The sequence below is a fragment of the bacterium genome, assembly GCA_036382775.1.
GTDB lineage: Bacteria > Hydrothermota > Tepidihabitantia > SM23-42 > JAOAFX01 > DASVHD01.
The window spans coordinates 1-25,191 of the sequence record DASVHD010000011.1; the positions used below are offsets into that span (position 1 = coordinate 1).

General features: G+C 49.7%; 16 protein-coding genes. 6 read left to right on the plus strand and 10 right to left on the minus strand.

Annotated elements, in window-relative coordinates; translation table 11 throughout:
- Nucleotides 1–281 precede the first annotated feature (281 nt).
- From VF399_02085 to VF399_02095, 3 genes are all read right to left on the minus strand, one after another.
- Entirely contained in the window at nt 282–650 is a 369-nt protein-coding gene (locus tag VF399_02085; GenBank protein ID HEX7319130.1) for a hypothetical protein, read from the minus strand.
- A gap of 593 nt (nt 651–1,243) precedes the next feature.
- Nucleotides 1,244–2,113 carry an IS30 family transposase gene (locus VF399_02090; protein HEX7319131.1) on the minus strand — a complete coding sequence of 290 codons (870 nt, stop codon included), beginning with the start codon at nt 2,111–2,113 and terminating at the stop codon, nt 1,244–1,246.
- Between the two features lie 19 nt (nt 2,114–2,132).
- Nucleotides 2,133–2,471 carry a hypothetical protein gene (locus VF399_02095; GenBank protein ID HEX7319132.1) on the minus strand — a complete coding sequence of 113 codons (339 nt, stop codon included), beginning with the start codon at nt 2,469–2,471 and terminating at the stop codon, nt 2,133–2,135.
- 272 nt (nt 2,472–2,743) lie between these two features.
- On the opposite strand from VF399_02095, the gene VF399_02100 reads away from it, so the two are divergent.
- The 3 genes from VF399_02100 to VF399_02110 all read left to right on the plus strand — a co-directional run bounded on the left by VF399_02100 (nt 2,744) and on the right by VF399_02110 (nt 5,055).
- Nucleotides 2,744–3,721 carry a sigma-54 dependent transcriptional regulator gene (locus VF399_02100; protein ID HEX7319133.1) on the plus strand — a complete coding sequence of 326 codons (978 nt, stop codon included), beginning with the start codon at nt 2,744–2,746 and terminating at the stop codon, nt 3,719–3,721.
- A gap of 436 nt (nt 3,722–4,157) precedes the next feature.
- The gene (locus VF399_02105) at nt 4,158–4,415 is read left to right on the plus strand and encodes a hypothetical protein (protein HEX7319134.1); all 258 of its coding nucleotides are present in this window, start codon (nt 4,158–4,160) and stop codon (nt 4,413–4,415) included.
- A gap of 205 nt (nt 4,416–4,620) precedes the next feature.
- Nucleotides 4,621–5,055, plus strand: coding sequence for a hypothetical protein (locus tag VF399_02110; GenBank protein HEX7319135.1), 435 nt, complete (start codon nt 4,621–4,623; stop codon nt 5,053–5,055).
- Nucleotides 5,056–5,221: 166 nt separating this feature from the next.
- Here the strand turns inward: VF399_02110 and VF399_02115 are convergent, their stop codons facing one another.
- The gene (locus VF399_02115) at nt 5,222–5,809 is read right to left on the minus strand and encodes a GyrI-like domain-containing protein (GenBank protein ID HEX7319136.1); all 588 of its coding nucleotides are present in this window, start codon (nt 5,807–5,809) and stop codon (nt 5,222–5,224) included.
- A 103-nt stretch (nt 5,810–5,912) separates the two neighbouring features.
- Between VF399_02115 and VF399_02120 the strand changes: the two genes are divergently transcribed.
- Nucleotides 5,913–6,875 (plus strand): DUF3089 domain-containing protein, encoded by a 963-nt coding sequence (locus VF399_02120; protein HEX7319137.1) that lies wholly within the window; start codon nt 5,913–5,915, stop codon nt 6,873–6,875.
- Nucleotides 6,876–7,102: 227 nt separating this feature from the next.
- Here the strand turns inward: VF399_02120 and VF399_02125 are convergent, their stop codons facing one another.
- From VF399_02125 to VF399_02135, 3 genes are all read right to left on the minus strand, one after another.
- Nucleotides 7,103–8,494 carry a T9SS type A sorting domain-containing protein gene (locus tag VF399_02125; protein HEX7319138.1) on the minus strand — a complete coding sequence of 464 codons (1,392 nt, stop codon included), beginning with the start codon at nt 8,492–8,494 and terminating at the stop codon, nt 7,103–7,105.
- Between the two features lie 12 nt (nt 8,495–8,506).
- A complete protein-coding gene (locus VF399_02130; GenBank protein HEX7319139.1) occupies nt 8,507–9,079 on the minus strand; it encodes a hypothetical protein in 573 nt (190 codons plus the stop codon).
- A 114-nt stretch (nt 9,080–9,193) separates the two neighbouring features.
- Nucleotides 9,194–10,774 (minus strand): right-handed parallel beta-helix repeat-containing protein, encoded by a 1,581-nt coding sequence (locus VF399_02135; GenBank protein ID HEX7319140.1) that lies wholly within the window; start codon nt 10,772–10,774, stop codon nt 9,194–9,196.
- Nucleotides 10,775–10,896: 122 nt separating this feature from the next.
- On the opposite strand from VF399_02135, the gene VF399_02140 reads away from it, so the two are divergent.
- Nucleotides 10,897–17,211, plus strand: coding sequence for a carboxypeptidase regulatory-like domain-containing protein (locus VF399_02140; GenBank protein ID HEX7319141.1), 6,315 nt, complete (start codon nt 10,897–10,899; stop codon nt 17,209–17,211).
- Between the two features lie 72 nt (nt 17,212–17,283).
- Nucleotides 17,284–19,086 carry a FlgD immunoglobulin-like domain containing protein gene (locus tag VF399_02145; GenBank protein ID HEX7319142.1) on the plus strand — a complete coding sequence of 601 codons (1,803 nt, stop codon included), beginning with the start codon at nt 17,284–17,286 and terminating at the stop codon, nt 19,084–19,086.
- A gap of 63 nt (nt 19,087–19,149) precedes the next feature.
- Here VF399_02145 and VF399_02150 read toward each other — a convergent pair whose 3' ends face one another.
- The 3 genes from VF399_02150 to VF399_02160 all read right to left on the minus strand — a co-directional run.
- Nucleotides 19,150–20,730: a T9SS type A sorting domain-containing protein gene (locus VF399_02150; protein HEX7319143.1), complete on the minus strand. Its 1,581-nt coding sequence runs from the start codon at nt 20,728–20,730 to the stop codon at nt 19,150–19,152.
- A gap of 75 nt (nt 20,731–20,805) precedes the next feature.
- Nucleotides 20,806–23,694 (minus strand): T9SS type A sorting domain-containing protein, encoded by a 2,889-nt coding sequence (locus VF399_02155; GenBank protein HEX7319144.1) that lies wholly within the window; start codon nt 23,692–23,694, stop codon nt 20,806–20,808.
- Between the two features lie 87 nt (nt 23,695–23,781).
- The coding region (locus VF399_02160) for a hypothetical protein (protein ID HEX7319145.1) at nt 23,782–25,191 on the minus strand (1,410 nt) is incomplete at its 5' end.

Sequence of the window (25,191 nt, forward strand, 5' to 3'; positions counted from 1 at the left end):
CTAAACGGCAAGCGTGGGGAAATCATTCAGAGGCGAACAGAAAAACTGGCTCTGGCCAGGGTCAAACGGTCGGAATATTATAACCAATTTTCCACCTTAAATCCGACCCCTGTTTTGTCCGATTCCCGCTGAACCAGTACATATTCACCGATCGAAGTTGATGTATCATCGATGATCGACTATTACATATACTGTAAGAAATTCTTCTTCCAGAAGTCATGTTTCTAACCTAATCTATAAAAGAATACTATACTCTTTCATTTTTTTTTCAATGTAGCCATTTATTTTGTTGTATCGGAAGGAGTGTAATGTACAGTGATATCGACCCAGGTACTTTCATAGAGTGTATCGTCTATGATGGTTTCTCCACTGTACTGACCAAATGAACATTTCACTTTATAGACGTGGAATGGGGGATAAAACCACCATTGATAAATGCTAGAAGCATCAGTAGCATCGTATCCTATGTAGTGGGTTGGACTTTCGTATACATATACATTTTTCCCGGAACCGACGCCCTGTCCATTTTCATATTTGACACAGCCAGATAACGGACAAGCAAGATTCTGCGTAAATGTTCCTGATTTCACGCCACCTAAAGCTGTGAATAAAAAAGTTATTGCTAGAATTATTATTAAATTGTTCCTCATATGTCCTCCTTACAAATATTGTGTTTATTCATCAGCACGCACACAAGCCTTGCATTTAAACATTTCTCATATCTTGTAGATCTTTCTTTAATCTTGCCCTGACTATGTCAGGACGAAGGGGGTCAGGACTGAAACGGTTCTTAATTGAGCTACCACAGTAATAGCATCCTGTTCTTGTTTTCTTTCGCATAGTGCGGTATTATAAACCGAAAGGTAAATTCTACAACACCCAGTTTTTATTATTTCTAACAAAAATCCATGTTCTTTTTGTAGGCGTAGTTTGATAAGCAACATTCCGAAAAGTATTGAAAAATCGTGGATTTCTGATGGTGCGTGCTGCTCGGGTTGTTTTTCTTATATTGCAGTTAGGGTATTTCATGAGCATTGAGTGTTAACAATACGACCATTTTTTACTATTAGTTTCAATTTTCGTTAGAAGCAGATTCATTGAACCTAGACACTTCTATCTCTCAGATTCAAGAAATTCCTCTGAATGGGACAGTCGAGATCTAAAGATTAAGGCAATTTGTGCCCTGCGATGGGATTTTGACGGTTATTTTTTGCTAATTAATTTATTCGAAAATCTGCCACCTTCAACCTTGAAGTGCAACGAGCTCTTGAGCAGCGACCTCGAACGGTGTCTTGAAGGCTAGACATTTTCGCGGCCGGATGTTTAGACGATCCTCGATCCATTGCAGTTGAGCGTCTGTTATCTTACCCAGATCCGTTCCTTTTGGCAAGTACCAGCGCACCAGGCCGTTTATCTGTTCGTTCGAACCGCGTTCCCAGGCCGCATACGGATGGCAGAAATAGCAAGTGGTGCCGAGCGCCGCGGTGATGTCTTCGTGCCGCGTATTTTCCGTGCCGTTATCCAGGGTCAAACACCGACGGGCGGCCCGCGGCAGAGGATGGAAGCGTTTAATGACCGCGCGTTTCATCTCCACGGCACCCTTGCGGGCCAGCTTCGTCAGCACGACCAGGCGGTTGCGCCGTTCGCTTAACGACTGCACCGCCACCCGACTTTTCCGAGAAATAAGCGTGTCGCCCTCCCAATGACCGAATTCGGTGCGTTCGGCCACAACCGCCGGCCGCAGCTCGATCGCCACCCGGTTCGGAATCTTCGTGCGCCGTTCCTTCCGGCCCGCCTTCTTGCTGCGCCGCCGCCGGTGCGCCCGGCGCAGGCAGGCGATAAGCTCGGCTCGTTGCGGATTTGCCGGGTCATAGACGAACTGGTAAATCGCTTCCAGACTGATGGTTAAACCCGGGTGGTCGACTGCTAACCGACCAGCAATGATCTCCGGCGACCAGTGTTCCTGGAGCTTGGCCATCACGTACGCCCGAATCCGCGCCTCCTTTAACCGCGGTCGCTGCTGGGCAATCGCACTCAACGAAAAACCCTTTAAACGCATAATCGTAATCGTTTCCCGCTCTTCCAATGACAAATGCTTATAGATTTGTTCCATAATCGCTTACTATAACCCATTATCCTTTTCTCCTCAAGCGTTGCACTTCTAAATGGAACTCGCGTCTTTTAAAATATTTTCTAAGGATTTTTTCGTAGTTATTCGTCGCCTTGTCGAGATCGCTGAAGAGCTCATTTGCTGCGTTTGATTTTATCTTACCATTTTCTTTAAGCATCATGGCCGTGGTCATGACATATACAGTCTTGATATGCAGAGAGAGCATGTGGCGCAGGTATTTGATGTTGTTCCTTTTTATTCTGGGCAACTCATACTTCATCATGTCTTTCAGATATTTCCATTCATATTTTTCCAACTCGATGTGTAGAAAGTGCTTGGTTCCTTTTTTTGTTAGCTTCATACAGTGCTTTACTTTGCTGGGCTTATATTAAGTGGAAAAGTAGGTAATCGGCACCAACATGATTTTAATCTCATATACTCGAGTATGTACATTGTGTTTTATCTGTCAATGGCGAAGTCATAACAATTAATATATCTCATGACAGGAAGTGATGTTCTGTCTGCGTGTGTTCTGATCATCCATATTTAGATCAGTGCTCAAATATACTTGACATTGGTAATAAATATTATAGAATAACGCAGAACAACAGACTAAGAGGAGAGGAGTAATCGATGTCGCAACCGGCTGAACGTGTGGAAAATGAAAAAACAGAATCTTTAAATCCAGAATGCCAACCATCAGGTGTCAATAGATTAATCGGCATTAGTCCGGCCATAACCGTGATCCGAGACACGATCGTAAAACTCTCAAAGATTGATGCCACTATACTGATCACCGGAGAAACGGGCACTGGTAAAGGACTGGTTGCCCGGTTAATACATGACACTAGCCAGCGCAGACATGGCCAGTTTGTCGCATTCAGCTGCGGCATGATTCCCATGACTCTTTTTGAAAGCGAGCTCTTTGGTCACAAAAAAGGGGCATTTACCGATGCTTGTTATGAAAGACGCGGATTATTTGCAGAAGCTGAGGGCGGCACTTTATTCCTGGATGACATTCAAAATGCGCCTTTACCCATACAGGCGAAACTCCTACAGGCAATCGAGGACAAAACAATAAGAAGACTTGGTGAATCAAGCCTGAAAAGAGTCGATGTGAGGATAGTCTGCGCAACCAATGAAGATTTAAGGATCCTGATCAAGCAAGGGTTATTTAGAGAAGACTTGTTTTACCGCATCAGTGTCATACCCATTCATATTCCCTTATTGCGTGAACGAGTAACTGACATTCCCATTCTTGCTGATTTTTTTCTGAAAGAATGCGCCATAAAGACAAAACGCAAGATTCTGGGGTTTGATAACAAGGCAAAAAAGAAGATGATGTTATATTCCTGGCCCGGCAATGTGAGGGAAATGCAGAATGTCATTGAGAGAGCGGTTGCCCTGTCCTCAGGTCCGCGGATTTCTGCTGCTGACGTTCAACTTGGTGGGTCAATTACCTCCCGAAAGAAACCTTTTAGCAAAGAAACATTAGCGTGTCTCCTGAACGCAACAAAAGGGAATGTTTCATTGACGGCAAGGGTTCTAGGCATTACACGCCGGACTTTATATCGGTATTTAAAAAATTACAGGCTAAATTATGTAAAATAGCACTGTATACAGTATACGCTTTTACCACATCAAACTAACCAATTATGTTGATTTTTCGGCATTTTAGTTGCGAATTGTATATTTTTGACAATCGAATGCATACAGTATACACTTTTTAATAATCAGAAAATACTGAACTGATGTAAGTTTGTGTGAGGTCCAACAAGAAAGGCAAGAAAGTATACACTTTTTCTTGGATTGAACATGAGAACGAAAGATTAATGCCATGAAATTTCGAGGGGTTTTGGAATGTGTATATTGGCATAAATTTTGCTAATAATCATATAGTATAATGTATTTTAACCTCTTAACAAGGACATTGATATCTGATTGTCATATTGATTATCCTTGATTATTAGGAATCTTGAAGATAAGGCTATTTTCAAGAACGACGGGTAGATTGAGATGAATATTGTTTAAGGAGAAGAAAAGATAAATGGCAAATAGGAAAGCATACATGAGGGATTACCGCCAGAACTATGGCGAGACGATGAAGGAGCAGATTCAAAAGTGGCAAAAGGAGCATCCCAAAAATATGAGTAACAATAGTAAAAAATGGAAGGAGGAACACTGGGATGGATATATTAAATACCAGAAAAAATGGCGCAAGAAAAATGAGAAAAAATACAATGAACTAATGAGCGATTTGATGAGGCGTAGGCGCTATACTGAAATATTAAAAAATATGCAGTAGGTCTTAAAAGCAGGAAACAAGTTGATAGCTAGTCATGATGCTTGATATCTTGCAGTTGTACCTTATAATTTCCAACTTTCTTTACTGTCTTTTTTCTATTCTGTCTAACTGCAAATTTTTAAAATATCAACTTGTTCAAGATATCCCTTACAATATCACTTATCTTTTGTATTGACAGGGCTCAATATGTATCTATACTTGCCTTATGGATATGAACTCGCCGCAGGTAGAGGTAAACAAGATAGTCGTGCACTACAAGAACGGCGCAGTGATCAAGGGCACGACCCATGATTTTGTTCCGGAAAAGCCGAAATTCCATTTCACGCATCAGGACAACCGGATCGAAGAGATCGATACTGAGACGGCAAAGGCGATCTTCTTCGTCAAAAACTTCGAGGGCAACAAGGACCGCCAGGAGAAAAAAGATTTTTCAGGGATTGACCCCAAGACCATCCGCGGACTGAAGATCAAGGTCACATTCCAGGATAATGAAACGATCATCGGCTCGACCATGGGTTATAACAAGCAGCGCAAAGGGTTTTTCATCCTGCCGATCGATCCGGCAAGCAATAACATCAGGGTCTATGTCGTGGCCAGCGCCCTGAAAGACGTCAAGCTGGGCAGCCAGACCGGCGCCTGAACGCCGTTTTACTGAATTATCTAGATACCTACTCTCTCATTTTACTACTAAAAACCTTTAACACGGATATTTCTATTATTGATTTAATCCCCCTTTCCCCCTTTGAAAAAGGGGGATAAGAGGGGGATTTATTTTTCTGCCGATCTATGTAGATAAATATCTCGTTCTATTTAGCTGTAATCGGCATGTATATGTCGAACGCCGAGTTCGCGCTGTCGGGCATGAACCGGTTGTCATACCATTCTATTTCCGGCGCGATCTCGTCGACGTCGTACGCGGACTTCGGCAGCCATTGACCGTACATGTAATTGTACGTGTCTCCCAGTTTATCCAAACTACCGCGGTGCGTGAATTTCGCATACTTGTGCTTCAGGATCTTGCGAAAGGTCATGCCTTCGGGCAGGTCCTTGACGTCGGAGACAATGGCTCCGGCCAGATAGAAGAACTGGCTCTCGCGGGTGCTCGGATCCGCGCTTATCTCCTGCATATCATAAGATATGCCGAGCATGGCATCGGTCTTTGCCCGCTCTTTTATCTCACCGGCACGGGGGATGAAACGCATCCAGAGGTTCGATATGATATTATTCTTGGTGCTGACAAGGGTTTGCATGCCGACGATCGTCATATCCGGCAGGGTTACGATCTCCGGGACAAGGTTTGGCGCCGCGGTGATCTCCGGCGGCTGGGCAGCGAGAATTCCAGGTATGGTTATAATGATCATTACCAGGGACTGAAGGGCGAATCTTTTTTTCATTATACCTCCTTTATCATTGATTATATCGCAGGGAGCGGGGTTTTCAAGTGGTTTGGTTGATACCTGTCCTTGACTCAGCTGGACTTCAGTTTATAATCACTCGATGCCGGTTCATTCGGTTATGCTGCTCGCTTGCCAGTGGATATTCTCGCAATCCGGTTCTGCGCCTGACTACAGTATGGCGAAAAACTGGGCGGCATTGCCATCCATGAAAGACAGCGCGGACGCCGTACCCCGAAATTCGGACCTCGCAGACGGCCAGGATTCGGCTTTGGCCGATGTTTTTTTCGTGCACCCCACGACCTTTTACAGCTTGTGGAACCTCAACGCCGACATTGACAATCAACGCGTAAACGCTTTCACGGACCGGACCACGATCAAACTCCAGGCAAGCGTTTTTAACGGCTCCTGCCGCGTGTACGCGCCCCGTTATCGCCAGGCATCCCTGTTCGCGTTCCTTGACAAGAGCAACAAACAAAAAGCGTTGGATTACGCTTACCAGGACGTAAAGAGCGCTTTTATTTATTATCTAAAACACTATAACCAGGATCGGCCGATCGTGATCGCTTCGCACAGCCAGGGTACTTTCCACGCGGCGCGGCTGATACGGGATTTTTTCGATCCTGACCCGGCGCTGGCAAAGCGGCTGGTCGTTGCGTACCTTATCGGCGGTCCGGCCACTGACGGTTCTTTCGCGACGATATCACCGTGCGACTCGGCTGCGCAGACCGGCTGCTATATTACCTGGAACACGATGCTCAGCGGGAGCGATCCATTATACGCGAACTGCACGAGCGTCAATCCCCTGACCTGGTCAAGGACAAAGGATTATGCGGGGCCGCTGCGGAATCCTGGAAGCGTGCCCCGGACGTTCGACCGGGTCGACCATTATCTAATTGGCGCGCAGTGCGCCCCTAACGGCGCTCTCTGGATCGATAAACCGCCAAAAAAGGGATACCCGGGTTTAAAGAATTTCCATTTGTGCGACTACAGCCTTTTTTACATAGATATCCGCGAGAACGTGAAGCGGCGGATCGACGCGTGGCATTTTAAAAATAGAAGATAGGAGGTTATGAAGTTATGAGGATATGAAATTATTGGGATGAGGAGCTATGGGGATCTGGGGGTATGAAAGGGCGGGAACAAAATAGAAGGTGAGAAGTTATGAAATTGTGAAGGTAGGAGATATGAAAGGAAGAGGGGAAGAAAAGATGAAGGAAAGAAGTAAAAGGGCAGAAAAAACAAAACGGGGGCGATACTGTTCGCCCCCGCTTTTTGTTCAGATCGTTATAGCTATTTCAGCAGGATGACTTTTTCCACCAGTTGATCGTTCTCGGATTCAAGGCGCACGAAATAAACGCCTGCCGGGACCCGGCGGCCCATGTCGTCTGAACCGTCCCAGACAAGTTGGTTAATTGGTTGAATGGTCAAATGGTTAAATTGTTTGACCAATCGACCCGCTACGTCAAAGATACGTAACTGCGCATTCTGGTCTTTAGTGCTTATTGTATAGTGTATAGTCACTCGTTTACAGAACGGATTGGGCGCGGCCGTCAACCGGTAATTTCCGGTAGCTGCATCACGCGACAACGCCTCGTCAACATTGATCAATGTTGGTGGTTTAGGAGTGAATTTGATGGCGTGCGTGTCGGTGATCGCCACGGCCCATGGATGGTAAGTGCCTTCATAAAAGTACTGCACGCCCACGGTCTGGGCGGAATTCTCAATGCCTATTGTGTTGTCGGTTTCCTTCATCGCATTTTTATATTGGATTATTATCTCGCCGTCACCGGTCGGAGTGGGGTAATACGCCGGATCCAGCAGGAAGATCTCAAATGTCTCCTGCGTTGTAGGATAACTTATGTGCGGGACCTTGAACCACTCAACGACAAAACGGTGATTTGCAGCGTCGCTGTAATAGTACAGGCAAGCCGGTTCGTCAACTGTGCCCGGATACAGATCGTCCCACAGCGCGGCGACCATTGCCGCTGGACCATAGATATTGGGTATTCCATAATTGTAATAATCAATGGCAGTGGTCGCGCCCATGGCGACCCAGCCATTCGAGCAGATCGAAACCTGGGTGTAATCCACGCCGTAATATTTGAACGTGAACGGCAGGTCCACGGTCGCGGTCTGGTCATCCCCAAAATCAAGCGGCGTTCCCACATACTGGGTTTGGGTCGTGTCAATGGCATACCACGAATAGACCGGGCACTCAGTATATGGTCCATGACAGAAATAAGCATAGTAATAACCTGTATCTGTTGGCATGGGCCGGCCGATCATGAGCGGGAAATCGAAGGTATCGCGGTAACTGCCGTCGACGACGATCTGGCGGATGGTCGCCATATACCCGACAGGAGCGGACGGACTGGCATAGAGCGTGTACGGATCGGTCGTATTCTCTTTCGTCGTGTTGATAGGGATACTGCCGTAGTACCCTGAATTGTCGTTAATAGAGATGTACGGGTCAGACTCGGAGATCGTGGAAGACAGGTTGGTAAAAGCGACGCCCCCGATGTTTTTCAGGGTAACGGTCATATTTGCGGTTTCACCCGGGTCCAGATAACCGTTATTGTTGCCGCGGAATGTATTATCATAGATCTTGGAAGACATGTAGATCGTGTATGGGGCTGTGCCGGTATAATTGATCACGATATCATCGGCGAAGACCTTCGCCAATTCCGACGCACTTCAGCACGTGTGGGCGGTCGTGTCATACATGGCGATCTTGAGCTTTTTGACATTGGACGGAGTTACCCCGGGCAGGTTTGCCAGTTCGGTCGCGATGTTAAAACTGTAATTATGCCACAGTGAGTCGGCCACAGTTAGAAGATGAGCCGTGGAAGTGCTTATCCAGTCGCAGGGCGCAGTGAACTGGCAGATGCGCGTTTCGCCCAATGTTGTTCCAGTTTGGTTCAGGTACTGAACGATGACGGCGGTTGCCGCATAGCAGAGCGTATCAGCATTGTTGTCATAGGCGTACAGTTTTGCCTTGCAGGAGAACTCGAGCTGGTTCAGCGGCATGTTCTGCAGGTCAACGGCTTGATAGAGCACGGCAGAACCGCTGCCCACGTCCTTGTAAACTTGCACTTCATAGTCGGCGTCGGGTTCATAAGTTGTCGCGCGGTCAATAGTGATATAATATCCGATAGAGGATTGCGTCCACCCGTTGCTAAGCTCCTGCTCGAAATTTCCGTTGATCATAAGGTCGCCGGCCAAAGCAATGCCCGCGATTGCTAAAACGGTCAGTAGATATTTATGCATATAACCTCCTTGCAACGTTATGTTCTATGTTACCCTCAACTCCGGTAACACTCTAATGTTAAATGATAATCAGGAATCCGGGATTGTCAATAGCTTATCTTTGATCGCGGAAGACTATTTGATCAGCAAGATCCGGCCATATTCAATGATATTTCCGGTTCGGTCAGCGATGGCGTAAAAGTAGATGCCCGCGGCGGCATTTGCAGCGTGCCAGCGGTAAAAATCTTTCCCGATCGGACCTGACTGATGGACGGTCATTCCCGCGATGTTAAAGATGGTGATGCGCACGCCATCGGGGAGATGCAGGAAAGCGTATCCATCCACGGATACTGACGACCGGGTTCGTTTTCCGGTATCGAAGGCGGCTTTCGTTTCCTCTGTGCCGTAATCAATATCCTTGAAATCTTCATGGATCGGCCACCCGGGATTCGTATTCTGGGACCACTCATAAGCGCCCACATCCCAGATCGCGTTGAATGGCCTGTTTCTCAGGTTGAAATCATCAACCGGCGCGCCATAAACAGATGTCCCTGAATCCCTGAGGGATGAGCCGTTCAAAGGATAAAGATCGATGTTGCCCGGTATTATGCCCGGATTGATAAACTCCAGTGACGGCGGTTTGCCCAGGATCGAACCGCTGGTCTGGGACTGGCCATAATGGCGGTTGTTCAAGATAATGCCGGGACCCGGTCCATCCGGCACCTGGATCGCGCTCATGCTCAGCGAATCCTGATAACAGGCGTTATTGATGCTGACCATTTCACTGCCGGCCGTGTTCCAGTCATCAAGCCGCAGGCAAGCCACAGCGCAGTGATAGATCGTGTTATTGCGTACGTAAAGGTCGTTCATTCCCCACCCTGAGTAGTTCCGGACATTAATGCCGTAATCGCAATTGAAAATTACATTATTGTCGATATTCGTCTGGCCGACGGCAAAGATGCCTTCCGGAGCGTTCCAGACTACGTTGCGGTTGACAATGTTGTTGTCAGCCGGGCTGGTCTGGTCGGTTTTGTAAAGCACAATGCCGGCCTCGTCGCAATTGTAAACTACGTTATCGCGGATCACGTTAAGATATGTGCCGCGTTTGAACTGAATGCCCTTATGGGGATGGCAGTCATGTATCCAGTTGAGTTCTACCAGGCAATGGTCGACCGTCGATAATCCGTCATGGTTGCCGATATAAAGACCCTCGCCAACATCCGTGACATTCCAGATATGACAGCGGCGGATGGTAAGGTAACTCCAGATCTGCCCGGACGGGTTAGCGCTTATCCCAACGCCGGTAATGTCGTGAATCCTTAGATCCTCCATGCGAATATGGTCGCTCGACGTTCGGAATTTAATGCCGTCAATGCCGGAGCCGGCATAGGAATTTGTGATCTCAAATCCCAAAAGTTCCAGATAATGGCAATTGTAGATATCGATTACATTATCATAATTGCTGCCATTTATGATAGCTCCGCTGTTAATCGCCCGAATCGTTATCCAGTCATTGTTCACTCCGTAACGGTCGCTGATATTCCAGTTCATGTTATATGTGCCTGACTGCACGAGCAGTGTGTCACCGGCAACCAGCATGTTCGTATAATTCTGAATTTCCTGAGCGGTCGTAGCGACATAGGTTGTAGCCGGTAAAAATGTGATAAATATCAAAAAGAGTATCCAGAATATAGGCAGAATTTTCGTGCTTGTCATTAGTCCTCCTGGATCATTGATTATACTTAATGACCAGGTTTTGTAAAGACTCCCTTTTGTTGACTTTTCGCCGGCATTTGGTATAATCTCTGCGGTACATCAAAACAAACAAAGGAGCGAAAATGAAATACCATAGAATGATCAAATACACCGCTTTTTTGATCCTGACCGTCGTTTCATCAGTTTTTTCTTCAACTGAAAAGTACTGGCAGGCGGTAGAAGAGGCATTGGCCGACGGCTTGCCCAGAACCGCGGTTGAGAGCCTTGATAAAGTCCTGCAAGTAACCCAGAAAGAGAAAAGATATGATGAGTGGATGCGCGCCTTGTCGGAAAAGGTCGTGATCGAGGCGACGATCCAGGGTAACAAACCCGAAGAGAAGATCCAGCGGTTGAAAATAGAATTCGGCAACGCCGATGAGAATACCCGGCCTTTGCTCCAGGCCGTGCTTGCCCAGTGGTACTGGCACTATTATGACCGCAACCGCTGGCGTTTCATGAACCGCACCGCGACCGAGAACATGTCGGATGACGATTTCACGACCTGGGACCTGCCCAAGATATTCCGTCAAATCGATTCCCTTTACCAGGATATCCTCAAGGAAAGAAGCAATCTCGGCAAGATCCAGGTCCAGTGGTTCCTGGGATTTCTGGAGAAAGGCACAATGCCCGATGATCTCAGGCCCACGCTATATGATTTCATCGCGCAGGAAGCACTGACTTTTTACACGAGCGCCGACCAGGCGGCGGCCAGGCCCGAGGATGCGTTTGACGTCGATGCTAAGTCTGATGCGTTTGCCGCATCAGACGCATTTTTAAAGTACAAGCCCGTGACCGAAGATACCGGCGCCGCCGCGTACAAAGCGCTGACGCTTTACCAGGCGCTCATGGCGTATCACCGGGATGAGGGTAATCCTGAAGCTTTTCTTGACCTTGATATTCAAAGGCTGAGATTTATTAAGAATATCGCCTATGGCGAGGACCGCAACGCGATATTTATCGAGCGCTTGACCAGTATGCTTGAGAAAAATACAAAGCATGAGATATCGTCCATGGGAGCATATTATCTGGCGCAGGCGTGGGCTGAGCAGGGTGATCTGGTCAAAGCGTATGATATCGCTAAACGGTTTTATGACCTGCACCCGAAATCGATCCCGGGTCAATTCTGTTATAATTACATGCTGACCTTGACCGCGAAGTCCTTGCGTTTGTCCGGCGAGGATTGCGTTCCAGCCGGGCCGTCAAAGATCCAGGTCACATACAAGAATTTCACCAAACTATATTTCCGCGTTTACCATGATGACTGGGATGATTTCATGAAAAGGGAATACGGATATCCCAACGAGATCGATTCGGCCAAGATCATGAGTTTGCTTTCCCGCAAGCCGGTGCAGGAATGGGCGGTCGACCTCAAGGCAACCGACGACCTCAAGGAAAAAAATATCGAGCTGGACATACCCGGACTCGCCTCCGGTTATTACCGGATACTGGCGAGCTGGCAGCCGGATTTCAAATCGTCATCCATGGTCCAGCATGCCTGGTTATGGGTGTCCGGCATCACCCTGATATCAAGGACCCATAACGGCATTATTGACGGTCTGGTCCTGGACGCGGTCAGCGGCGAGCCGGTCGCCAATGCAACGGTGACCCAGATCATCCAGAAGGAATGGCGGTTCTATAAATTCGGCACCAGGACCGTTACGGATTCAAGCGGATTCTTTAAATTCGATGGTCCCCAGGAAAGTCAGATCCTGCTCTATATCAAGAAAAACAATGATGCTCTTTTAAAGAGCGACGGCATATACGCTTACCGGGATTACGAGGAGTATGACCAGGAGCAGGCCCTGTTCTTCACTGACCGTTCCCTGTACCGGCCAGGCCAGACCATTCATTTCAAGGGGATCTGCGTATATAATGACAAAGACGGAGTGGACTACCATGTGATCCCCAACCACAAGGTCACGGTCTTTTTCCGCGATGCGAATTACCAGGAGATCGCCAAACTCGAACTGGTATCCAATGATTTCGGCAGTTTCAGCGGCGAGTTCATCGCGCCCGCTGACCGTTTGACGGGCAGCATGTCCATCCAGACCCATGATCCCGAAGGTTATACGTCGGTCCGCGTGGAAGAGTACAAGCGGCCCAAGTTCACGGTGGAACTGGAGACGCCCAAAGATGCGGTTAAGCTAAAGCAGGAGATCGAGATAAAGGGCAAGGCGATCGCCTATACCGGAGCGCCGATCGACAACGCGCAAGTCCGTTTTTCCGTGGTCAGGAACGCTTCTTATCCATACTGGTGGTCGTGGTTCTACCGGTGGTCATCGTATAGTTCATATTCTAATACCAGCCAGCAGATCGCCCACGGCCGGGTCAAGACCGACGCGGACGGCAATTTCACGATAAAGTTCTTTGCCCAGCCGGATCTTAAGCTGTCGCCTGACGATGATCCGATCTTCAATTACTCGATCCATGCCGATGTCGTATCAACCGACGGCGAAACGCGCAGCGCCGACACTTATGTCAGGCTTGGTTATTCGGCGTTATCGATCATGCTGTCCTCGGGCGAAACCCTGGAGGACAACAAGACCTTCCCCTTGATCGTCTCGACCCAGACGCTTGACGGCAATGAACTAAAGTCAAAAGCGGCGCTAAAGATATACCGGCTTAAAGAACCGGCCGAACCGGTCAAGCCGATGCTTTCCTATTATTACTATTATGACTACGGCTACGAAGATAATGAGACCGGAGAAGACGCGGGAAAGGAGTTCGGCGAGAACTGGATGGCATGGCCGCAGGATAAGATCGTGTACGAGACCGGTCTGAGCACCGAACTTACAAATCCCGAGACGCTGGATGTTAAGCTGGAAGCCGGGCTGTACAAGGTGGAATGCACGGCTAAGGACGAGTATGGTAAGGAAGTGAAAGCATTCCTGCCCCTGATGGTCCTGCCCGACTGGAACGAGAAGCAATTCAGCATTAAACTGCCTTCGGTAGTAAAGGTGAGGGAAAACCCGGTCGAGGTCGGCAAGAATGCCCAGGTTATGTGGGGGTCAGGGTATAACCAGGCGCGCTGTTTTATTGAGATCGAGCATGACGGAGCGATCCTGAAACGGTACTGGACACAGCCGGGCATGACCCTGCATTCGTTCAAGTATCCTGTGACGGAAAATTTAAGGGGTGGGTTCACGGTCCACCTAACCCAGGTACGTGAAAACCGCGCTTACATTAACAACCTGCCGGTCTATGTGCCCTGGGACAATAAGGAACTGGAAGTGTCCATCGCGACTTTGCGCGACAAATTACAGCCCGGTGAGAAAGAGACCATGACCCTGGAAATAAAGGGCAAGAAGCAGGAGATAACCGCGGCCGAGATAGTCGCGACCCTTTACGATTTTTCTTTAGACCAGTTCTACCCGCACAACTGGTACGCGTTCAGTTTTTTCAAGTACGACTACAGCCGTTTATACGCCTCGTTCGTGAACAATGCCCAGGGTTACGAGACCTGGCGCTGGTACTGGAACCCGGATGTTTACTACCCGGAAATGACCTATGTCCATTTCCCCGGCTACGTAATAGAAAATTTCTTCTATTATCAGTTCCCTTCCATAAGCAAGGTGATATACAGCGATGAGACGTTCGAAGGCAAGGAGGGCAGGTTCAAGGGCAAGGTGATCGACGTGCGGACCGGCGATCCGCTCGTCAACGCGGTTGTGAGGGTTGAAGATATCGGTCGGTCAGATACGACCGATGAAAAGGGCATGTTTGCGATCAATGAAGTTCCGGCCGGCACCTATAATGTGGTGGCAGAATACCCGGGCTATGATTACAAAAGCGTTGCTGACGTTAAAGTCGTGGCCGGAAAATACACGATCGTTAATTTCAAATTGACGACGAGCACCGATGATTATTATGCAAATGGTGTACCGGGTGCACCACAGCGCGCAATGAATCAATCTGTAACCTTAACCGGCCACGCGGTAGCTGCCGATGAAGTGACTCGAGCGCCGGCAAAAGGCGACGGCGGCGCGCGCGCAGAGGCGCCAGCGCCGGTAACGCTCGCGGCCGGGGAGCTTGGGGCTGATTTCCGGGGACGCGATGGCGGCGGTCTGGTCGCAGGAGGCGGATTGACGCCGATCGACCTTAAGAACGTCGTGATCCGGAAAAATCTGAACGAGACCGCGTTTTTCTATCCGCACCTGCTCATGGATAAGAACGGGATCGTGAAGATCGAGTTCACCATGCCCGAGGCTTTAACCAAGTGGAAATTCCTGGGATTCGCGCACGGCAAGAAATGCGAAAGCGGGGTGGTGAGCGGGTTCACCGTGACCCAGAAAGAACTCATGGTTCAGCCCAATGCCCCGCGGTTTTTGCGCGAAAGCGACACGGTCTTTTTCACGGCAAAAGTCATCAACATGTCGGACAAAACTCTTGAGGGCAAGGTTCAGCTCGATCTCAAGGACTTCATGACCGACCAGCCGGCGAATGAACTGCTGAAAATCGCCGGTCACGTACAGTCTTTCAAGCTCGAAGCCAAGGCGTCCGCGGCGTTCTCATGGCGGTTGTGCGTGCCCAAAGGAACAGGACCTTTGACCTACACGGTCGCGGCAAAGAGCGGTAAGTACTCTGACGGCGAGACCGGCGCCTTGCCGGTTCTGTCCACGCGCATATTCCTGACCGAATCCGTACCGCTCAATATCCGCGGACCAGCGGAAAAGACGTTCACGTTCGAACGCTTAAAGCAGATCGGCGTGTCAAAGACCATGGAGCCGTTCAAGTTCACCCTGCAGATGGCTTCCAACCCGGTGTGGTACGCGATCCAGGCGTTGCCATACCTTGTCGAGTTCCCGTACGAGTGCACTGAGCAGGTGTTCAACCGCTATTACGCGAACAGCCTTGCCGGTCATATCGCGAATTCAGACCTGAGGATCAAGGAGGTCTTTGACCAGTGGCGCGGCACCGACGCCTTGAAATCGAACCTGGAAAAGAACGAGGAACTGAAATCGGTAATGCTTATGGAAACGCCGTGGGTGATCCAGGCGCAGGACGAGACCCAGGCAAAACGCAGTGTCGGGATCCTGTTCGAGGAGAACACGCTGAAGAGCAACCTTAATTCCGCTTTCAACAAGCTGAAGAACTACCAGTACCAGGACGGCTCATGGCCATGGTTCCCGGGCGGTTACCCTGATCCCTATATCACTCTATACATAACCACCGGGTTTGGCCGGTTGCAGCACCTGGGCGTGAAGACCGATGTCTCCCTGGCAATGCAGGCGATCGATTACCTGGACCGGTGGGTCCGCGACATATATGACCATTGCATTAAGTCAGCGAATAACCTGACGCCTATGATCGCGCTGTACCTGTATTGCCGCAGCTTCTACCTGGAATCAAAGCCGCTTTCATCTTATTATAAGGAAGCGGTCGACTATTTTGTAGGACAAGGAGAAGAATACTGGCTGACCCTGGATTCACGGTTAAGCCAGGGATATCTCTCGCTTGCTCTAAACCGGTTTAAAAAACTGGAGATTCCTCAGAAGATACTGGCATCGATAAAAGAACGGAGCGTTTCGGACGAGGAGATGGGCATGTTCTGGCGCGAGGATGAATTGTCGTGGTGGTGGTACCGCGCGCCCATCGAGACCCAGGCGCTCATGATCGAAGCGTTCTCCGAGGTGACGGACGATACGATCGCCATGGAAGACTGTAAGGTCTGGTTATTGAAACAGAAGCAGACCCAGAACTGGCAGACGACCAAGGCCACGGCCGATGCCATATACGCGCTGATACTGCGCGGCACCGACTACCTGGCTAATACGAAACTGGTCGGGGTTACGCTGGGCACAGAACTGGTGAAACCGGAAAATGTGGAGGCAGGAACCGGTTTCTATGAATCAGCATGGAACAAAAGCGAGATCAAACCTGAGTTTTCTAAGGTGACGTTAATTAAAGAAGACAAAGGTATCGCTTGGGGCGGGGTGCACTTCCAGTATTTCGAGGAAATGGATGCGGTCACGACGCACGAAACGAACCTCAAGCTGGACAAGAAACTTTTTGTCAAGCGCGAGACCAAGAAAGGAACGGTCATCGAGCCGTTGAAGGGTCCGCTTAGTGTCGGCGATATTATGACCGTGCGGATCGTGCTCAGGGTCGACCGCGACATGGAATACGTCCACCTCAAGGATATGCGGGGGAGCGGTTTGGAACCGGTCGATGTCCTTTCTTATTACCAATACCAGGATGGTCTTAGATATTATCAGTCGACCAAGGATATCGCGACCCACTTCTTCATTGACTACCTGCCTAAGGGAACATACGTGTTTGAGTACGATCTTCGGGTCCAGTTAAGGGGTAAGTACCAGAACGGCGTTGCCGAGATCCAGTGCATGTACGCTCCCGAATTCAACAGCCATTCGGCAAGCCAGTGGCTGGAGGTGAAGTAAGGAGGGGAGGGGTTGACTTCAATTCGAAAACAGATAAAATAAGATACAGAAAAAAGTACACAAGGAGGTTATATGAGTCTTATACTGATACTCTTGCAGGTCCTGGGAACAGGGCCGCAAAGTCCCTGGTTCCCGGGGATCACGGGTACTGGCGGACCAGATGCTTACGGATACCGCTGGATCGACAGCGATACCACCGGTGGGCCGGCTTACGGATGGATCAATATCAAAGGGATTGGAACCGAGATCACAGGTCTGGCCGATGATAACACCGCGGGACCATTCAGTGTCGGTTTTGACTTACCGTATTATTGGTACACGGTCAATTCTTTTTTTGTCGGGTCCAACGGGTATATCGCGTTCGGTGACAATACCCTGGAAGCGCATCCATTCCAGACATTCCCCAGTCCGACCGGACCAAACAACACCCTGGCACCGCTCATGGCTGACCTTGACCATTCAGTGGGGAACGCGACATGCTGGTACTGGACCAATGCTGCTCAAGACACCTGTATCGTCCAGTATGACAGTGTGCAATTCTGGAATGTGGGCACAAGCTGCAATACTTTTGAGATCATCATGAGCCGCGCTGACAGCGCGATCCTTTTCCAGTACCAAACCCAGAACGGAACTGCGCCGGGCGGCGGCAATAACCTGACCGTCGGGATCGAGAATGTCTCGGGCACGCTCGGCCTGCAGTACTTGCACGATAACGTGCCGGCGGGCAACGCGCTGCATAGCATGCTGGCGATCCGCTTCTATCCGCCGACATCGACGTCATACCAGGTCCATGACATCGCGGTGTGGAGCATGATGAACGATGTTTCCGGCGGGTTCTTTGTCTACAACAACGATCCGGTCGATTTCTGGGGTGAGATAAAGAATACCGGAAATCAGACGGAAGCGGCATTCAACGTGTTCTGCCAGGTTCGTAATTCCGGCAATACGGTTATTTATGCCGATACGATAAACGTCGCGTCGCTCGCGCCTGGGGCCGTGGATACCCTGCAGTTCACACCGACCTTCAGCACGACCACGGACGGCGTATACCGGCTGAGGGTAAAATCGTTATTGACCGGCGACATGACGCCCTCGAACGATTCTCTGATCACCGAGTTCAGGGTCGTTACCTATCCGGTGCAGCTGCAACATGACCGTAATGTAGTTGATGCCGGATACGCATGGAACGGAATCAACTCGGGTTATGGAGCGGAATTTACTCCTCCACGTTACCCGACCAAGATCAACACTGCTAATTTCTATGTGGCGCAGCAGACGTCGAACCCGCCGGTGCATGTTCAGATTATCGATGATGACGGCAGTAACGGCGATCCGGGCACGATACTATTTGATTCACTGGTTACGGTTTACGATTCGGGCTGGTACAATATCGATCTGGCTCCTTACAATTTACAGGTGACATCCGGCACGTTCTACATCGGCTGCATCAGCGAGTACGCGTCTGATCCTTATATGGGTATGGACACGATCGGCGTCGCGAACAAAAGGACCTGGGAATACACTGGTTCCTGGGCGCCGTATCGAGACGGCCAAAGACAGGACGTGATGATCCGGGCAATGGTCGACTTTGGCACCGGCGTTGCAGAACTGACGCCGAAAGCCGGCGACAATGGGGTTAGGATCTACGCTCAGCCCAATCCGTTCAACCGGATAACCGCGATCACCTGTCTTCCCAATACCAGGACGCTGAAGATCTACGACGCGGCCGGCAGGATGGTGCGGCGCGTTGATAATCTCGGCTCTAGCGAATACAGCTGGGATGGCTGTAACGACCGCGGCGTGAAACTGAGCCCTGGGATCTATTTTGGCGTGACCAATAACCAGGAGATCTTAAAGCTCATCATCGCACGATAAAGTCTAACACACTAAACAAAAAAGGGGCGCTTTCAGCGCCCCTTTTTGTTTTTCGCAAGCAGATCATTTCAATACGATGATCGGTTGTACCTGTTTTGTCGATGGTGTCTGCAGGGCGATGAAATAAGTGCCCGCGCTCAGGTCATTCAGATCCAGTCTGATGTCATGCACGCCCGCTTGTCGCTGCCCGGCATCGATCATTCTGACCAGCTGACCGGCCGTGTTGTATAGTTTTAGGGTAGCCAGACCCGGCTGCGCCAGCGTGAACCTGACCGTCGAACTTGTATTAGTCGGATTCGGGAATATTCGAAATCCGTTATTCATGCTGTTACTAGCCGTTCGCTCTTCAATATCAAATATCCGCCAGGAATGGTCATAGACATGCTGTGCCCAGTAGTCGGCAAGGACCAGGGCGGTATCGGGCGTGCCGTAAATATCGTGCCAGTTCGCGAGCACAATGGCAAATACCATGGTGACCGACTCGTCAGTTTCCAGATCGAACGGGCCGCTTGACATCAGGAATCGTTGGTCATCTGGAGCAAACGGCATTGTGTCATAAGGCTCATAGGCGCCGTTCTGGTAGTTATAACCGGCCAGTGTCAGATAACGCTGCGGATCGGTATTCGGCTCAAAGCTTAACGTGAAACGTTTGTAAGCTGTCATGCCTTGTTGGGGATTTTCCGAGGGATCGCGCCAGTCCGGCGTATTGTCCAGGTCCACGTCCCACATATAAGGGGGAAGGTTGACGACATAATAAGCGCTGTCCTGTTCATACTGATCAAGGATGCCGTCGCTATCCTTATCCTGGCCCGGCACCAGGTCAAACGGGGTCTGGAGCAGGTCAAAGCCGATCACCCCCGGAAATTCAGACCAGCCAGATTCTGGTTCTTCCTGCCATTGGTAGCCAAGGTTATCCGCGATGTACCACAAGCCATCAATGAAATAGTGCTTTTCGATAATTCCTGATATCCTGTCATTCGCAGCGCTGCCTGATTCATTACCGATATCACAGTCAGTGACAACACCGAAGTAACAATCATGGAGGTTATGACCTGAAACATTTTTGAACTCATATGTCATGAATGCGATATCCTCGATCGCTGGCAGATTCCAGACATAAACCGTCTGGTATACCTCAATGCCGATGGGCCTGGTATCACCGGGCACGTGCCATGTGGAATCGCAATCGTTGAAACAACACCAGGAATCCTGGTGTGAAAGCGCGGTTTGGGGCGCCATTGAGAACACACCTTGCGGAGGCGGCCAGGGAGATGGGTACATAAAAATAATGGCATTTGTGTCGTTTGTCGGCATGCCTTCCAGACCTGGTCCGAGTTCACATTCACCGCCATGCGGTGAATAACCAACCGTGACAAGCGTATCGCCACTTGCAGAATCAACCGTGCCATACCAGAATCCAGCGCCAAAGATATAATTGTGGCCGCTGCCTTTTGGCCACCATAAGCCCGATCCGCCGCCCTGAGTCTGGCCGAACTTGCCGAAGTTGGAGATGGACAATTCAACCTGGTTGATATTGTGGACCTTTATCTGGAATGGTCGTCCAGGAGATGTTGGAAACCTCGTGCTTGCGAGCATTAGAAAAGCTATGATTGTGCTGATCCCTATGATCACATATTTCTTCATATTTCCTCCTTTGATAATATAAGACCGTTTTAAAGGTTTGTCAAGGTGCGTAAATATCGGCATGCTCTCGCCTCCTTACCTTATCACCACGAATTTGCCGACCTGTTCACCGACATCGGATTGGACGTGGAAGACATAGATACCGCTCGCCACGAGCTGGCGGTTCTCGCTCAGAAGGTCCCACCACTCGTCGCCGCCGTTGAAGTTGGATAGCTCGGAACCACTGCTCGAGGTCGTATTGTTGATATGCGTGAGCGTCTTGACCAGTTCCCCGTTGAGATTGAAGATCCGGACCGTACAGGTAGACGGCAGGTTGATGAAGCGCAGCCGGAAGGACTGCTGCCACTCATTGGTAATGATGTACGGGTTCGGCACCACCTTCACGTTGAGGGTCAGGACCGAATCCAGCTGCACCTTCGCCGGCGTGGACGTGATCTTCACCCGCCCGTTGATCGGCGCCGGTAGATAGGCCGGATCCGCGCTCACAGTCCACAAATCACCGTCATCGGGCCGCGGATCGCCAATCTTCAGGTCCGGACCACCTTTTAATAGTACAATACCGCTGCAAATATAAATATACCGCGTGCCGGTCGGCAAGCCACCCGGCGGGTCATAGACCAAGGTATCCAGGTTATTAGTCGCCGCCCAACTGCTCTGAAAACACCAACCGTCGGCCAGCGTATCGGTAATGCCCGCTTTGAACGGGATCGTATCACCAGTCATCAGATCGACCACGACAACGCTGTTCACCGAATCGCTGCCGTGCGCCTTGATCCAGGTCACCTCGAAATCGTTGCCCCGGTACGCCCAGTTCGTCGCGATCGCCCGGGGCGCCACCAGCGATTCCGGATAAGTGCCGGTCATGATCACCGTGTCAAAGATCGACACGTTGGACGGGATGTCATACCGCTTGAAGATCGGCGATACGCTCAAACCCTGAAATTCCTTGAACTCGTACGGCGCCACGGTGATCGTCAACGAGGTGTCGAACGCCAACACCGCTTTGCAGCTGTCCACGTGATCACCGGCATTGTCGACAAGATAGGTAGTATATATCGGATCAAATCTCTTCACCGTGTCCAATTTATATGACCCGAACTCCAGGTACATCGGATCATCGGTCATCTGCAGGGGATAGGTGATCGCCACATCGATGTTGTTGGTCGCCAGCACCGGGTTACCCGATTCAGATTCGATCGTGAAACTGCCCGGGATGTAGTTCGCTGGCTCGCGTCGCGGCACTGCCGGCATCGAATTATACCCGCTTTCGAACACGATCGTGTACCAGGTTGAATCTGTTTCTTTCACCCGGTTCCAGTCGAACGCCGATACCGCGTAATAGTACGTGAAACCGTTGCGCACGTCCGTATCCGTGTACGAATGGACAAGACCTGTATTGGACGCGACCAGGGTTTCACTGCCGATCACTTCGCTGAACGTGATGTCATCGTACAGGTCAAAGGTCGCCAGCTTATCCCAGGATCCGGCCTGTGTAGTCTTGCTCTTATAGATCCCAAACCCCTGAAAATCATACTGTAGATAAAACGGATCTTGGATCGGTGAACTGGGCGGTACGTTGTGAACAAATTCATAGTATTTATCAGGGGTTTTTTCCGAGAGGTCATCCCAGATGAGAACCACTTCATGATCACCGGGAACGCATGACAGGTGTGGCGCTGGGGGAGGACCAGGAACGATCCAGTTCCGGTCAAAACAGTACTGAACAGGATAGTCTATTTTGACGATCGCGGTATCCGGGATCTCTATAACACCATCATACCACTCTGCGAACATTATGGCATAGACTATGGTTATCAGCGAATCCGGAAGAATATCAACCGGACCGCACGCCATGAGAAATCGCTGGTCATCAGGCGCCGGAGGGATCGTGTCGAAAGGACAGTATTCGCCGGTCTTGAAATTATACCCGGCCATGGTTATGTATCTTTCATTATCCTTGTTCGGTTCAAGGTTCAGGGTGAAGCGCTTGAGCGCGGTCATGCCCAGCTGGGGATTTTCCGAGGCATCGCGCCAGTCCGGAACCCCGTCATAGTCAGTATCCCATTTGTAATCAGGCAGGTTTGAACAGTACCACGTGCTGTCAGTTTCGTGTTCGTCCGGGATACTGTCTTCATCCTTATCCATGCCCGGAACCAGGTCCCAGGGACTTTGAAGGAAGTCGCAGCCTATCGTGCCGGGGAATCCGGCCCAGCCCGCTTCTGCGACTTCCTGCCATTGAAAGCCGACATCATCCACCCACAGTGATTCACTGTCAACAACATACCACCTGCCAATGATACGCCACAATCGGTCATTGGCCGCGGTCCCGGATTCGTAGCCGATATCATTGTCCATGCAGAGACCGAAATAGCATTTGTAAAGAGTATCTCCGCTCACGTTTTTTATATCATACTTCACAAAGACAACGTCATGAAGATATGGCAGGGTCCAGCCGTAGATCGTCTGATAGATCTCGATCCCGATCGGTTTTGTGTCGCCGGGCATGTGATAAGCCGGATCGCAGTCATTGTAGCAGCACCATGCGTCCCGGTCGGAAATGCCATTCTGCGGCGCCATGGGGAAATATTCAAGCGGCGCGGGCCATGGCTCCGGCTGGATGTAGATCCTGACATATGGCAGGAGTTCGTCTTGATCTTTCAGCCCGGGCTTGAATTCTGTTTCACCGCCGTGCGGTCCATACCCGATAGTGACCGATGTATCGGTATTCGATCTGTCCAGAGCGCCAAACCACAGGCCGGCCCCGAATATGTAGTTATGGCCACTACCGGGTGGCCACCACCCCGGTCCCATTTTGCCGAAATTTGAAACATACAGTTCAATGTTGTTCAGGTCGTAGAGGAGTATTTCCCAATCCCGGCCGTTATTATTGTTTGTGACCGGCGTGTAGGCTAATAGTAAATTAGATATTAAAATCATGTATATTGCATGATAATGTAAACTCATAAATCCTCCTTTATGTATGCATATAAAGACATATTATTATAATGCGGGGGTGTGAAAAAAGCGTGAAACGCCAGATATTTAAACGAATTAAGTTACTTTAGCACGCAATTTTACGATTTCTTCCTGATAATAACGCCGTTTTTCTTCAACCCAGTCATCATACCAGCCTGTGGCAAAACCATCACGATATATGGCTGCCAGCCATCGCATTATTGCCGGTCTGGAATGTTTTTCTTTCTTGGCTTCTATAACCAGATCTTCGAACTGGCTGACATCGGTCCAGACGCAGACATGAGGAGCCAGCTGGTAAAATCCCTTATCGATCCTAAGAGCCGAATCGAGAATACCGGCTGATCTGAAAACTTCCCTTACATGCTGAACCGCTTTGCGCAGGTTGCTCTTGCCTTTTCGCAAGGTCGTGTCATACCATAATTTTTCGATCAAAATATCCTGATTTACTTTGTCGGCGCTGTTCAGGATAAGATAGAACAACAATTTTTGAGCTTTTGCCGTGCGCCAGTCGCGATCATCGATCTTTCTGCCATTAACAGCAAGGCTGGGATGCCCGAAAAACATTGCTTCAAAGATCACCAGATGGGCTGGATATCTTTTGACCACGGATATCGCGTATTTGCCCGCGATGGAATTGGTTGTGATCAACCGGAGAAGACCCGGGTCCTGGACCAATGCCCGGATAAAAAGGTAATCATAATCTTTTGTCCGGCCGATGCGAAGGGCGTGGTCCAGGTATTTTGCGGCTTTGTCATTATCGTGTCGGGCAGCCATAAGCGAAGCCGATTCAATATTGACCATGAATAGATCCTGCGGCTGTTTGAAAACTTGAGCCAGGTTTAAAGCTTTTTCCAGGATATCTCCGGCAGTCGAATATTTCCCCTGCGCCTTCATCAGTCTGGCTTCTGATACGAGAAAAGGTATGGTCTCGGCGTCATCGCGCTGCTTTTTTATCTTCCATATCATCGCGATGTTATTTTCGGCATCATCCAGCATACCTTCCGCGATATTTATCCGGCACAGCTCGTGGAGCGAAGAAGCGATCAGCCAGGGAACGCCGGTTTTTTCCGAGAGGTCGAGCGATTTCAGAATGAATTCACGCGCCGCTTGGCGATCGCCGAGTTCCTGGTGGAGCAGGGCATATCCTTTCCAGATCGTCGTCATGGACCACTGGTCATCATAGCGGCTGCAAAGTTTCAATCCCGTTTCGAGAAGGGCGCGGCTCTCATCGATATGTCCGAGGAACAATCCGACACGCGCGGCATTGTAGAACCCGGCGCCGCAGCCGGGCGAAAAACGGTCCTTTAGCAAACGCGCCATTGCCACCAGTTGATCGTATGCTCTATGGAGATTACCCTGTTTTAGTTCGCAGATCGCGGAATTATTCAGAATGCTGACTTCCAGTTCCAGGAATCTTTTTTTATGCGCGATGCGAAGGGCGTTCTTAAAGTACACGCGGGCGCGGGTTAAGAACTTACCGCCCAT

Bases quoted from the DNA above. Each gene is read 5' to 3' on its own strand.
- VF399_02085 (HEX7319130.1), bottom strand. From the start codon at position 650: ATGAGGAACAATTTAATAATAATTCTAGCAATAACTTTTTTATTCACA.
- VF399_02090 (HEX7319131.1), bottom strand. From the start codon at position 2,113: ATGGAACAAATCTATAAGCATTTGTCATTGGAAGAGCGGGAAACGATT.
- VF399_02095 (HEX7319132.1), bottom strand. From the start codon at position 2,471: ATGAAGCTAACAAAAAAAGGAACCAAGCACTTTCTACACATCGAGTTG.
- VF399_02100 (HEX7319133.1), top strand. From the start codon at position 2,744: ATGTCGCAACCGGCTGAACGTGTGGAAAATGAAAAAACAGAATCTTTA.
- VF399_02105 (HEX7319134.1), top strand. From the start codon at position 4,158: ATGGCAAATAGGAAAGCATACATGAGGGATTACCGCCAGAACTATGGC.
- VF399_02110 (HEX7319135.1), top strand. From the start codon at position 4,621: ATGGATATGAACTCGCCGCAGGTAGAGGTAAACAAGATAGTCGTGCAC.
- VF399_02115 (HEX7319136.1), bottom strand. From the start codon at position 5,809: ATGAAAAAAAGATTCGCCCTTCAGTCCCTGGTAATGATCATTATAACC.
- VF399_02120 (HEX7319137.1), top strand. From the start codon at position 5,913: ATGCCGGTTCATTCGGTTATGCTGCTCGCTTGCCAGTGGATATTCTCG.
- VF399_02130 (HEX7319139.1), bottom strand. From the start codon at position 9,079: ATGCATAAATATCTACTGACCGTTTTAGCAATCGCGGGCATTGCTTTG.
- VF399_02135 (HEX7319140.1), bottom strand. From the start codon at position 10,774: ATGACAAGCACGAAAATTCTGCCTATATTCTGGATACTCTTTTTGATA.
- VF399_02140 (HEX7319141.1), top strand. From the start codon at position 10,897: ATGAAATACCATAGAATGATCAAATACACCGCTTTTTTGATCCTGACC.
- VF399_02145 (HEX7319142.1), top strand. From the start codon at position 17,284: ATGAGTCTTATACTGATACTCTTGCAGGTCCTGGGAACAGGGCCGCAA.
- VF399_02150 (HEX7319143.1), bottom strand. From the start codon at position 20,730: ATGAAGAAATATGTGATCATAGGGATCAGCACAATCATAGCTTTTCTA.
- VF399_02155 (HEX7319144.1), bottom strand. From the start codon at position 23,694: ATGAGTTTACATTATCATGCAATATACATGATTTTAATATCTAATTTA.